Genomic DNA, 12322 nt, shown 5'->3' with positions numbered 1-12322 from the left:
CTGGAAATCTGGGGAATGAGCATGAAAAACATTGCTGTGATCCTTGCACTGACCGCCACTTTCGGCCTCTGCGCTCTGGCCCGCGCAGACGCGCCAGATCCCGCTACCCTGAAAGGCATGTACGACACGGGGCGCAACATGTCGGGCCTGATCAAGCATTGCGTCGACAAAGGCTACCTGAAAGCGGACAGCACGGAAAACGCCAACAAGATGGTGGCGTTCGTTGCGAATATGCCGGGCGCGTTCGACAAGGCTGATGGCGACAAGAACGAAGGTCTCGGTCGCAAGGGCGAAGTGTTGGCCGACGGTCAATACAAGAGCCTGCAAGGCAACCTGCCGCCGGATCTGAGCCTCAAGCAATGGTGCGAGCAAGCGGATCAAGGGATGCGTGAGGGGCTCAAGCAAATCGGCTTGTAAACCACATCGAAGAGAACACTTGCCATGAAATCCGAAATACCACCCACCGACGCCTCGGCACTCATCGACGCTCGAATCGCCGAACTGGACGATTGGCGCGGCGCCATCCTCGGCGAGATTCGCAAAGTCATGCACCAGGCTGATCCCAAGGTGGTGGAGGAGTGGAAGTGGCGCGGTGTTCCGGTGTGGTCACGGGGCGGGATCATTTGCACCGGGGAGACTTACAAGGCGGCGGTGAAAATGACCTTCGCCCAGGGCGCAGCGTTGGCCGATCCGGCGGGATTGTTCAACGCCAGCCTTGAGGGCAACACCCGCCGGGCGATTGATTTTCATGAGGGTGACAAGGTCGATGAACAGGCCTTGCAAGCGCTGATTCGCGAGGCGATTGCGCTGAATTTGTCGAAGTGAATCGTGGCGTTTGCCTCGGCTCAGAAATAACTGGCTGTTTTAAAACAAATTTTTTTGCACTCAGGGCTTCCCAGATCAAAAAAAGCTTGGTAAATTGCGGCCCATTCTCGCAGAGCTTGTTACAGAGCTTGAGATACAGGGGCGTCGCCAAGCGGTAAGGCAGCAGGTTTTGATCCTGCCATGCGTTGGTTCGAATCCAGCCGCCCCTGCCATATTCAGAAAAAACGCCAGTCCGAAAGGGCTGGCGTTTTTTTATGCGCGCGATTTGTGGCTGGGGCTGACAGTTGCCTGAGCCGTAGCGGGGGACTGATGTAAACTGCCCGCGCGAAAGTCCCGGCGCGTTGTTGGCCGGCGACCCTCAATCTCTCCAGACAAGAGACTTTCATGGCTAATCAAGACCTCAGCTTCACCCCTGATCCGGATGCCGATTCCATTTCCTCCGACGTCGTCGGTTTCAACGGCATTCTGGTTTCGACCCAGATCCCGACCCGCGCCGACGGCAGCCTGGAGCTGGGCGACATCACCCTGCAAAGCGAATGCACGCTGCAGGCGCTGAAAGTGGCGCTGGAGCGGGCGGGCAGCTCAATGGATCGCGTGATGCACCTCACCATCTACCTCACCGACATGGCCGATCGCGCGGCGTTCAACGAAGTCTACAAACGCTTCTTCGCCAAGCCATGGCCGGTGCGTGCCGCGGTGGGCGTGGCGTCGCTGGCGGTGGAAGGCATGCGCGTGGAAGTCACCGCAATGGCCGCCAAGGCCTGATCCTGCGGTAAAAAACTGTGGGAGCTGGCTTGCCAGCGATGGCGTCAGCACAGCCAACATCAATGTCGACTGATCCATCGTCATCGCTGGCAAGCCAGCTCCCACAGGATTTGCGGTGTTAACGGGACCGGGCGCAGTTGCCACTTGGCAGCACAGGCGTGCCGCTCAGTCGATTCGCGGCTACAATGCGCGCCTTAACCGTGACCGCCTGACTAAAAAAACTATGTCCTTGCCCAAGCATCATCTGGAATTGCTCAGCCCCGCCCGTGACGTGGCGATTGCCCGCGAGGCGATCCTGCACGGCGCCGACGCCGTGTACATCGGTGGCCCGAGCTTCGGCGCGCGCCACAACGCCTGCAACGAGGTAAGCGAAATCGCCGAGCTGGTGGAATTTGCCCGCCGTTATCACGCGCGCATTTTCACCACCATCAACACCATCCTGCACGACAACGAACTGGAGCCGGCGCGCAAGCTGATCCATCAGTTGTACGACGCCGGTGTCGACGCGCTGATCGTCCAGGACCTGGGCGTGATGGAACTGGACATTCCGCCGATCGAGCTGCATGCCAGTACCCAGACTGACATCCGCACGCTGGAGCGGGCGAAGTTCCTCGATCAGGCCGGTTTCTCGCAGCTGGTACTGGCCCGCGAGCTGAACCTCAAAGAAATCCGCGCCATCGCCGACGAAACCGATGCCGCCATCGAGTTTTTCATCCACGGCGCACTGTGCGTGGCGTTCTCCGGGCAGTGCAACATCTCTCACGCGCAGACCGGGCGCAGCGCCAACCGTGGCGACTGCTCGCAGGCCTGCCGTTTGCCGTACACCCTCAAAGACGAAAAGGGTGGGGTGATCGCCTACGAAAAACACCTGCTGTCGATGAAGGACAACAACCAGAGCGCCAACATCCGCGCGCTGGTCGAGGCCGGTGTGCGCTCGTTCAAGATCGAAGGTCGCTACAAGGACATGGGCTATGTGAAGAACATCACCGCCTATTACCGCCAGCGCCTCGATGACGTGCTCGAAGACCGCCCGGACCTGGCTCGCGCTTCCAGCGGCCGCACCGCGCACTTCTTCCTGCCGGACCCGGAAAAGACTTTCCACCGTGGCAGCACCGACTACTTCGTCACCGACCGCAAGATCGACATCGGCGCGTTCGACTCGCCGACCTTCACCGGTCTGCCGGTGGGCACCGTCGAAAAAGTCGGCAAGCGTGACATCCAGGTGGTGACGCAGGAGCCGCTGTCCAACGGCGATGGCCTCAACGTGCTGGTCAAGCGTGAAGTCGTGGGTTTCCGCGCCAACATCGCCGAGCCAAAGGGCGAGTTCGAAGAAGACGGCGAGAAGCGCTATCGCTACCGCGTCGAGCCGAACGAAATGCCCGAAGGCCTGTACAAGCTGCGGCCGAACCATCCGCTGAACCGCAACCTCGACCACAACTGGCAACAGGCGCTGCAGAAGACCTCTGCCGAGCGTCGTATCGCATTGAGCTGGGTCGCACGTCTGCGTGAAGAACAGCTGGAAGTGACCGCCACCAGTGAAGAGGGGATCAGCGCCAGCGTGACCCTGAACGGTCCGTTCGGTGTGGCCAACAAACCGGAGCAGGCGCTGGAGCAATTGCAGGATCTGCTCGGCCAGCTCGGTACCACCCAGTACCACGCCACCGACATCAAGCTCGATGCGCCGCAGGCGTTCTTCATCCCTAACTCGCAGCTCAAGGCGTTGCGCCGTGAAGTCATCGAAGCGCTGACCGCTGCTCGCGTCGCCGCACACCCGCGTGGCAGCCGCAAGGCCGAAACCACGCCGCCGCCGGTGTACCCGGAGTCGCACCTGTCGTTCCTGGCCAACGTCTACAACCAGAAGGCCCGCGACTTCTATCACCGTCATGGCGTGAAGCTGATCGATGCGGCCTACGAGGCGCACGAAGAGGCCGGTGAAGTGCCGGTGATGATCACCAAGCACTGCCTGCGTTTCTCGTTCAACCTGTGCCCGAAACAGGCCAAAGGCGTGACCGGCGTGCGCACCAAGGTCGCACCGATGCAGCTGATTCACGGCGACGAAGTGCTGACCCTGAAGTTCGACTGCAAGCCGTGCGAGATGCACATCATCGGCAAGATGAAAGGCCACATCCTCAACATGCCGCAACCGGGCAGCGTGGTTGGTCACATCAGCCCGGAAGACCTGCTGAAAACCATCCCGCGCGCGCCACACTGAGTGACGGGCGGGCGTGCTGCTACGGTGTCACGCCTGCTCGGGCTCGCGCTCCGCGAGGTCTTCGAGCAAGTCGGCTGACGGCACAAAGAACAGACCCCCGGTGACTGCGGTGCTGAAGTCCAGCAAACGGTCGTAGTTGCCGACGGGTTTGCCGACAAACATGTTCTCCAGCATCTGCTCGATCGGTTCCGGCGAGCGCGCGTAGCCAATGAAGAAGGTGCCGAATTCACCAGCCCCCGGGCGGCCGAACGGCATGTTGTCGCGCAGGATCTTCTGCTCCTGGCCGTCTTTGGTAATGGTGGTCAGGGCGCTGTGGGAATTGCTCGGCTTGACCTCTTCACCGAGTTCGATGTCGGCCAGCTTGGTGCGGCCGATCACCTTTTCCTGAGCTTCGACGCTCAGCGCATTCCACGCCTCCATCTTGTGCAGGTACTTCTGCACCAGCACATAACTGCCGGATTCGAATGCCGGGTCTTCGTTGCCGATGAGGGTGAAGTGGTCCGCCTTGCGTCCCACCGGGTTCTCGGTGCCATCGACGAAACCGATGATGCTGCGCATGTCGAAGTAGCGGAAACCCTGCACCTCATCCACCACAGTGATCGCGCCATTTAGCGCGCTGCACAATTGCGTGGCCAGTTCGAAGCACAGGTCCATCTGGTCGGCGCGGATGTGCAGCAGGATGTCGCCAGGGGTGGCTACGGCGCGACGGCCCTCGACGCCGAACTCACGGAACGGATGCAGCGATGCCGGGCGTGGACTGCCGAACAGGGCGTCCCAGGCGCTGGCGCTGAACCCGCAGACACATGACAAGTTGCCGTTGGGCACACGTTTGCCGACCGAGCGGGTGAGGGCGGCGATGTCACCGCACCAGCCGCGCACCTGACTGGCGGCGTCGCTGCCGGGCAGCAGCGTGGCGACGATGAAGATCGCGCTGCTGGTGATCGGGTTGCAGATCGCTTGCGGCTCGGGGATATCCATTGATGAAGTCATAGTCGGTTCCATATGCGCGGGGCCAAGATCGGCGCTCATTATGAAACCAAAAACGTTTCATCGATATCTCAGAAACGATCCAGTCGATAAGCATCCATCGTCGGCACGCCGGAACTGGCCGAGGGAGATGTCAACTGAGCAATCATCTCAGCAGTCACCGCCGCCTGCGTCAGCCCCAGATGCTGATGCCCGAACGCGAGCAGCACCTTGCCGTCGCAGACCTTGTCGATGACCGGCAGCGAGTCTGGCAGCGATGGGCGAAAACCCATCCACGGCGTTGCGTCTTCCACATTCAAATCATGGCGGAACAAGCCCTTGCTCAAGCGATGCAGTTGCCAGGCTCGCTCCATGAACGGCGGGCGCTGCAGGCCGGCGAACTCCACCGTACCGGCCAGGCGCAGGCCGCCGGTCATTGGCGTCATGATGAACTTGCGCTCCAGCGACGTGACCGCGAACGGCAGGCGCGCGTGTTCGTGCGGCAACATCAGGTGATAGCCGCGCTCGGTGTCCAGTGGCACGCGTTTACCGGTCAGCGCCGCGGTGAGCTTGGCCGAATGCGCGCCACAGGCGATCAGCACCTGCCGCGCGGTGAAATGCCCCTGATCGGTGATCAGCGACACGCCATGCGCCTGCAACTGGCCGACCTGAACTTCCTGCTGGAAGAACTGCACGCCGGCCGTTTTGGCCGCACTCACCAGTTCACACACCACCTGATACGGATCGAGAAAATGCCCGGTGCGCGGGTAGAACAATCCGCCCTGAATCTTTTCGCTGAGCTGCGGCGCGCTTTCTCGCACGGCGCTGGCCGACCAGAAGTCCACCGGCACCTGTTGCTGACGCATGCGCGCCTGCAAGGCTTCGACGGCTTGTCGCGATTCGGCGCGCTCGAACACCAGCAGCGAGCCGTCCTCCTTGAGCAGGTCGGGGCGGGCGATGCTGTGCAGCAGGCGCTGCCACGCGTCGAGGCTGCTTTCGTTGAGCGCACGCAGGCCGGCCACGGTACGCTGATACGGCGCCGGGCGCAGGTTCAGCAGCAATCGGCTGAACCACGGCACGGCACACGGCAGGTACTTCCAGTCCAGGCGCAGCGGCCCCATCGGGTCCATCAGCATCGCCGGCAGACGCTTGAGGATCGACGCGTCGGCAATCGGAAACACCTGCTCGGTGGCCAGGTGCCCGGCGTTGCCGAACGAGGCGCCATGACCGGGCGGCTGCTTGTCGATGACCACCACCCGTTTACCCTGACGCGCCAGTTGCAGGGCGCAGGCGACGCCGATGATGCCGGCGCCGATCACCGCGATATCGGCGTTGTCCGCTGTGAGGTTGTCGGGCATGGTCAGGCTTCCCTCTGGCCGTCGAGCAAGCGTCGTAGCTGCAGCGGATTCGCCTGTTTCAGCGGCGGCGGCAACAGGCTGTCAGGAAAATCCTGATAACACACCGGCCGCAGGAAACGCAGGATCGCCGCCGTGCCGACCGAGGTGCTGCGCGAATCCGACGTGGCCGGAAACGGCCCGCCATGCACCATCGCATCACAGACCTCGACCCCGGTCGGCCAGCCGTTGACCAGCAGACGTCCGGCCTTGCGTTCCAGTGTCGGCAACAAGGCCCGGGCGCGATCCAGATCGGCGTCATCCAGGTGCAGGGTGGCGGTCAACTGGCCTTCGAGGTATTCGCAGACCTGACGGATTTCATCGTCGTTGGTGCACTGTACGATCAGTGATGCTGCACCAAAGATTTCACCTTGCAGGCGTGCGTCGGCGAGGAAGTCCTGCGCGTGGGTGACGAACAATTGCGCCTGACACTGGTTCGGGCCTTCAGCCGCTAGACCGCCCGCCACGTGTTGCGCCTGCGGATGTTCGGCCAACGCGGCGACGGCGCTTGCATAGGCGCGGAAAATCCCCGGCGTGAGCATGGTCTGCGCCGGGCTGCGCTGGACCCCTTCGGCGGCGGTGGCGATGAAACTGTCCAGCGCCGGCCCTTGGCGCGCAATGACCAGCCCGGGATTGGTGCAGAACTGCCCGGCGCCCTGGGTCAGCGAGGCGACGAAGCCCTGCGCCAGCGCTTCGCCTCGCGCTGCAAGGGCGGCTGGAAACAGCAGCACCGGATTGATCGAACTCATTTCCGCATACACCGGAATCGGTTCGGGCCGTGCCTGCGCCGCTCGGCTCAGGGCGAGGCCGCCACTGCGCGAGCCGGTGAAGCCCACAGCCTTGATACGCGGATCGCTGACCAACGCAATGCCGACCTCGTTGCCGGAACCGAACAGCAGCGAAAACACGCCCTCGGGCAATCCACACTTTTTCATCGCGCGAGTCAGCGCCTGGCCGACCAGTTCACTGGTGCCGGGATGCGCGCTGTGTGCCTTGACGATCACCGGGCAACCGGCGGCCAGTGCAGACGCGGTGTCGCCGCCCGCCACGGAGAACGCCAGCGGAAAGTTGCTGGCGCCGAACACCGCCACTGGCCCCAGCGCGATTTGCCGCTGGCGCAAATCCGATCGTGGCAGTGGTTGGCGCTGTGGTTGTGATTGGTCGACCCGCACGTCCAGCCATTCGCCGGCGCGTACGGTGCGGGCAAAGGTGCGCAATTGCCCGCAGGTGCGCCCGCGTTCGCCTTGAATGCGTGCGCGTGGCAGGCCGCTTTCAGCCACGGCGCGGTCGATCAGTGCATCGCCGAGGGCTTCGATCTCATCGGCAATGCTTTCGAGAAATTCGGCGCGAGCCTCCAGGGACGTCTCGCGATAACGGTCAAAGGCTTGCCACGCCAGTGCGCAGGCCTGTTCGACATGCTCGCTGCTGCCACCGGCATAGGCCGGTTCCAGCAGTGCGTCGGTGGCGGGATTGATCGCACGGATCGCTTCACGGCTGCCGGCGATGGCTTGGCCGCCGATCAACATGTGGCCTGTCAGAGTCATGACGCTTCCTTGATAAAAGAGGTGAAGCCCCGGCATCACGTCGGGGCAGGGACTGCGGTCAGGCGAGGTTCTGTTCGGCGGACCAGTTTTTGTACCACTGGCGGAACAGCGCGTACTGAGTCTCGGCGTAACGACGCTGAGCATCGCTCAAGGCGTCGGTTTCGTTGAAATGCAGGGCGTATTCGCGGTCGCCGTTGAGCACCATCAGGTGCTTGTAATACAGCACCAGATCACAGCCTTCATCGAACGACGACAGCACCGCCAGCGCCGCTTCCAGTTCGCGCGCCAGGCGCCGGGCCTTGGCATCGCCCTTGGCCGCTTGCTTGCTCAGCGCCACCAATTGCAGCACTTCGCGGGGCAGGGCGTTGCCGATGCCGGTGATCGCGCCGGTGGCGTTGCAGTTGACGAAACCGTGCACCACTTGCGTATCGACACCGACCATCAGGGTCACGGCATCATCCTGCGAGGTGATGTTTTCGGCGGCGTAGCGCAAATCGGCGCCGCCGCCGAATTCCTTGAAGCCGATCAGGTTCGGGTGTTCGCGACGCAGTTCGAAGAACAGCTCGGCGCGGGTGGCGAAGCCGTAGTAAGGGCTGTTGTAGATCACTGCCGGCAGGTTTGGCGCGGCGTTGAGGATCGCGGCGAAGTGGGCTTTTTGTGCGGTCGCCGAAGCGCCGCGGGACAGCACGCGTGGAATCACCATCAGGCCATGGGCGCCGACTTTCGCGGCGTGGGCGGCGTGGGACACCGCTTCACGGCTGTTGACCGCGCCGGTGCCGACGATGGTCGGTACGCCAGCAGCCACCAGCCGCGCCACGCCTTCCTGACGCTCGGCCTCGGTCAGCAGCGGCCAGTCACCCATCGAGCCGCAGTAAACCACCGCGCTCATGCCGATATCGATCAGCTCGCGGCCCTTGGCCACCAGGGCGTCGAAGTCAGGTTTGCGTGCAGCGGTGCACGGGGTCATCAGCGCGGGAATGCAGCCAGTGAAGATGTTATCGCTCATTGTTGTAGCTCCTCGGGACATTCATTCAAGTCGAAAAAAACGGGGCAGGTCAGATGCCCCAGGCGAAAGGATCCTGCTCGTCGATCAGCAGGGTGGCGTCGGCGGTCATGTAGGCGCGGCCGGTAATGAACGGGCGTACGCGCTCGCCGTGCCATTCGAAGCGGCCTTCGAACTGGCTGCCGGTGATGCTCGCTTGCGTCCAGACCTGGCCTTCGGCGAGTTTGCCGTCGGCGGCCAGGCAGGCGAGTTTGGCGCTGGTGCCGGTGCCGCAGGGCGAGCGGTCGTAGGCCTTGCCCGGGCACATGACGAAGTTGCGGCTGTCGGCGTGGGCGTCGTCGGCAAACAGTTCGACGTGGTCGATCAACGCGCCGTCCTCACCGTGGATGCCTTGGGCCTCCAGGGCCTTGAGCATCGCCCAGGTGTACTCGGTGAGGGCTTCGACGTTGCTCATCTGCAGATCCTGGCCGTGTTCGGAGACCAGGAAAAACCAGTTGCCGCCCCAGGCGACGTCGCCGAACACGCGACCGTATCCGGGCACGTCCACCGGCACCTGTTTGCGGTAGCGCCAGGCCGGAACGTTGCCCAGGGTCACCGCGCCGTCCTCGTGCAGGGTGGCGCTGACCAAGCCGACCGGGGTGTCGATCTGGTGCACGCCCGGTTCGATCTGTCCCAGGTAATGCAGCGAGTTGACCAGGCCGATGGTGCCGTGGCCGCACATGCCGAGGTAGCCGGCGTTGTTGAAGAAAATCACCCCGCAGGTGGCGTTCGGCGACACCGGCGCGCAGTACAGCGCGCCGACCAGCACGTCGTTGCCACGTGGTTCGAGCAGACAGGCGCGGCGCCATTGATCGTGGCCTTCGCGCAAGGCATCGCGCTTTTCGGCGATGCTGTTGCCGGGCAGCTCGGGGAAGCCCTTCATCACCAGGCGCGTCGGTTCGCCGCCGGTATGGGAATCAATGATGTGTAGTCGTTTCATGTACGCGTCCTTTCAGTGAACGTCAGGCGTGAGCCGGGCGTTGGCCCGTTGCCGAATGGGTGAGGGATTCAGCGGCTTCGCTTTCGTCGTCCTCGGTTTCCAGACGAATCAGGTGTGCCGGTACGCCGGTGGCGGCGCCCCAGTAGTAGATGCCCAGTGCACAGACTGCGACGATCACCGTATCGAACGGATGGCTGAGCACGCCGATACCGCCAAAACTGCCGAGTTTGGAGAGGACGATGGTCACCGCGTAGAAGCCGATCAGCCACGCCGAAGAACGCACTTGCTGACCCAGATTGAGGTGCGCGGTCGGCACCATGCGCCCGCACAACAGGTAGATGACAAACATCAGGATTTGCAGGCCAAGCAACCACGACACGGTGCCCCAGCCCGACCAGTAGACGATCAGCGCGGCGATGATGAACGACAGCGGCCCGAGCACGCTCATGCCCTTGACCCGGAACGGCCGCGGCATGTCCGGCGCGTTGCGGCGCAGTGCGGCGACCGTCACCGGAGCCACCGCATAGCTGAGCACCAGTGCGGCGGAGACCACGTTGATCAGCGCTTCCCACGACGGGAACGGCAGGGTCCAGAACACCGACAGGCCAAAGGTCAGCCACAGCGCCGGGCGCGGGATGCCGGATTTTTCGTCGATGCGAGTAAAAATCTTGAAGAAGGTCCCGGTCTGCGCCCAGCCGTAGATCACCCGTGGCGTGGCGTTCATGTAGATGTTGCCGCAGCCGCTGGGCGAGATCACCGCATCGGCCACCACCAGATACGCCAGCCAGCCGACGCCCAGTGCCAGGGCGATGTCGCGATACGGCAGGGCCAGTTCCTTGGCGACGCCGGCCCAGCCATTGGCGAGCATTTCGGTGGGGATGCCGCCGAGGAAAGCGGTTTGCAGCAACACGTAAATCGCGGTGGACAGCAGCACCGAAAGGATCAGCGCAATCGGGATCGTGCGTTGCGGATTCTTCACTTCACTGGCCACGGAAATGATCGGCGTCAGGCCCAGATAGGCGAAGATCACCCCGCCCGCCGACACGGCCATTTCGATGCCGGACAGGCCGAACGGCGCAAAGCCATGCACTTCGAAATTCGCCGGTTTGAAGAAGGTGAACAACACGCCGATCACCAGCAGCGGCACGATGAACTTGAACACGCTGACCAGATTGTTGGCCATGGCGAAGGTCTTCACGCTGCGATAATTGAGCAGGAAAAACAGGCACAACAGCCCGAACTGCACGAACCAGCCAAGCACGGTCGGGTCGCTGGAGCCGACCTTGGTCAACTCGGGAAACCACGCCGCCGCATATTGCCGCGAGGCGACCACTTCGATCGCCACCAGGCTGGAAAACGCGATCAGCGTGATGAAGCCCATCAGGTAACCGAGCAGCGGCCCGTGGGAGTAAACCGGGTAACGCACCACGCCGCCGGCACGCGGCAATGCGGCGCCCAATTCGCAGTAGACGATGCCCAGCAGCAACACGGCGAAACCACCGAGCAGCCAGGAAAAGATCCCCGCCGGGCCGGCGATGGCCGACACGTGACTGGCGGCGAACAACCAGCCCGAACCGAAGATCGCCCCCAGTCCGATGAACGTGAGGTCTATCAGTGAAAGTTGTTTCTTGAACTTGCCTTGGCCTGTCATAGCGTCGCCTTCTTGTTGGTTGTTGGAGGGGCGTGCAGTGGCGCTACAGTGAACTCATCAGGCGATGGGCGATTGATGTTTTTTGCCGGTGACGATGACGAAATCAGCACAATGGCCAGCGGCAAAGGCCCGGCTCGACAGGCTGTCGGCCATCGGGCAATCTGCGCGCAAGCCAATGCGCAGAGTGGGGAGTGACAGTCATGCCGCAGAACGCGTTTGCGATCCTGAGCCAGCACAACGAAGCGAGCCGACCGCAATGCCTCGACGACCTGCTCGCCAGCATGGCGCTGCTGTTGCCCATGCTCGACGTGATTCCCAACGCGGCGATCTTCATCAAGGATCTGCAGGCGCGCTACGTCATGGCCAACCAGACGCTGGTGCAGCGCTGCGGTTTGAAAGACCTGCGGCCGTTACTGGGCAAGACCAGCGCCGAGGTGTTTCCGGCGCAATTGGGACCGGGCTATACCGAGCAGGATCGGCGCGTGCTGGAAGAGGGATTGGTGCTGGAGGACCAGCTGGAGTTGCATCTGTACGGCAGCCGCGAACCGGGTTGGTGCCTGACCCACAAGCGCCCGCTGTACGACCGCGACAACCGGATCATCGGCCTGGTCGGTATTTCCGTCGACCTGCAAACCGCCAGCGAAACCCATCCGGCGTATCAGCGTCTGGCGGCGGTGGACGAGTACATCCGGGCGAATTTCAATCAGCGCGTCAGCCTGAGCGAACTGACGCGCATCGCCGGGATTTCCGTGGCGCAACTGGAGCGTTACTGCAAGCGGGTGTTCCACCTGACGCCGCGCCAGATGATCCAGAAAGTGCGTCTTGAGCATGCGCATCGGCTGTTGCACGGCGACCTGCCGATCACCGAAGTGGCGCTGCAGTGCGGCTACACCGACCACAGCGCGTTTACCCGGCAGTTCAAGGCCTCGACCGGATTCACCCCGCGCCAGTATCGATTGGCGACGGCGCAATGAAGCTTGCCC

11 protein-coding genes and 1 tRNA gene are annotated in these 12322 nt (G+C 62.8%); 6 read left to right on the top strand and 6 right to left on the bottom strand.

All coding sequences use genetic code 11. From position 1 onward, the window contains the following. The first annotated feature begins 21 nt into the window (after nucleotides 1-21). The 5 genes from ACU680_RS07485 to ACU680_RS07465 all read left to right on the top strand — a co-directional run bounded on the left by ACU680_RS07485 (nucleotide 22) and on the right by ACU680_RS07465 (nucleotide 3802). Nucleotides 22-417 carry a hypothetical protein gene (locus ACU680_RS07485; protein WP_448179106.1) on the top strand — a complete coding sequence of 132 codons (396 nt, stop codon included), beginning with the start codon at nucleotides 22-24 and terminating at the stop codon, nucleotides 415-417. Between the two features lie 24 nt (nucleotides 418-441). Beyond that, entirely contained in the window at nucleotides 442-825 is a 384-nt protein-coding gene (locus ACU680_RS07480; RefSeq protein ID WP_367084707.1) for a DUF1801 domain-containing protein, read from the top strand. A 137-nt stretch (nucleotides 826-962) separates the two neighbouring features. Further along, nucleotides 963-1037: transfer RNA gene (locus tag ACU680_RS07475), tRNA-Gln, on the top strand. Nucleotides 1038-1209: 172 nt separating this feature from the next. Then, nucleotides 1210-1590 carry a RidA family protein gene (locus tag ACU680_RS07470; RefSeq protein WP_003224376.1) on the top strand — a complete coding sequence of 127 codons (381 nt, stop codon included), beginning with the start codon at nucleotides 1210-1212 and terminating at the stop codon, nucleotides 1588-1590. Nucleotides 1591-1813: 223 nt separating this feature from the next. Further along, the gene (locus tag ACU680_RS07465) at nucleotides 1814-3802 is read left to right on the top strand and encodes a peptidase U32 family protein (RefSeq protein ID WP_098968376.1); all 1989 of its coding nucleotides are present in this window, start codon (nucleotides 1814-1816) and stop codon (nucleotides 3800-3802) included. 27 nt (nucleotides 3803-3829) lie between these two features. On the opposite strand, the gene ACU680_RS07460 is transcribed toward ACU680_RS07465, so the two are convergent. From ACU680_RS07460 to ACU680_RS07435, 6 genes are all read right to left on the bottom strand, one after another. After that, nucleotides 3830-4792 carry a Dyp-type peroxidase gene (locus tag ACU680_RS07460; RefSeq protein ID WP_448179105.1) on the bottom strand — a complete coding sequence of 321 codons (963 nt, stop codon included), beginning with the start codon at nucleotides 4790-4792 and terminating at the stop codon, nucleotides 3830-3832. 68 nt (nucleotides 4793-4860) lie between these two features. Continuing rightward, on the bottom strand, nucleotides 4861-6126 hold the full coding sequence (locus tag ACU680_RS07455) for an NAD(P)/FAD-dependent oxidoreductase (RefSeq protein WP_448179104.1): 1266 nt from the start codon (nucleotides 6124-6126) through the stop codon (nucleotides 4861-4863). Between the two features lie 2 nt (nucleotides 6127-6128). After that, nucleotides 6129-7706 (bottom strand): aldehyde dehydrogenase (NADP(+)), encoded by a 1578-nt coding sequence (locus ACU680_RS07450; protein WP_448179103.1) that lies wholly within the window; start codon nucleotides 7704-7706, stop codon nucleotides 6129-6131. A gap of 58 nt (nucleotides 7707-7764) precedes the next feature. Continuing rightward, complete coding sequence (locus ACU680_RS07445) at nucleotides 7765-8712, bottom strand: dihydrodipicolinate synthase family protein (RefSeq protein ID WP_041072540.1); 948 nt, start codon at nucleotides 8710-8712, stop codon at nucleotides 7765-7767. Between the two features lie 49 nt (nucleotides 8713-8761). Then, on the bottom strand, nucleotides 8762-9688 hold the full coding sequence (locus ACU680_RS07440) for a 4-hydroxyproline epimerase (RefSeq protein ID WP_448179102.1): 927 nt from the start codon (nucleotides 9686-9688) through the stop codon (nucleotides 8762-8764). A 22-nt stretch (nucleotides 9689-9710) separates the two neighbouring features. Continuing rightward, on the bottom strand, nucleotides 9711-11339 hold the full coding sequence (locus tag ACU680_RS07435; protein ID WP_448179101.1) for an APC family permease: 1629 nt from the start codon (nucleotides 11337-11339) through the stop codon (nucleotides 9711-9713). A 200-nt stretch (nucleotides 11340-11539) separates the two neighbouring features. Here ACU680_RS07435 and ACU680_RS07430 point away from each other — a divergent pair, with 200 nt between their 5' ends. Continuing rightward, entirely contained in the window at nucleotides 11540-12313 is a 774-nt protein-coding gene (locus ACU680_RS07430) for a PAS domain-containing protein (RefSeq protein WP_448179100.1), read from the top strand. Nucleotides 12314-12322: the final 9 nt, after the last annotated feature.

Source organism: Pseudomonas sp. LF020, assembly GCF_053456425.1.
Note: the sequence above shows the minus strand (reverse complement) of the source record. Positions and strands in the feature narration are given on the sequence as shown.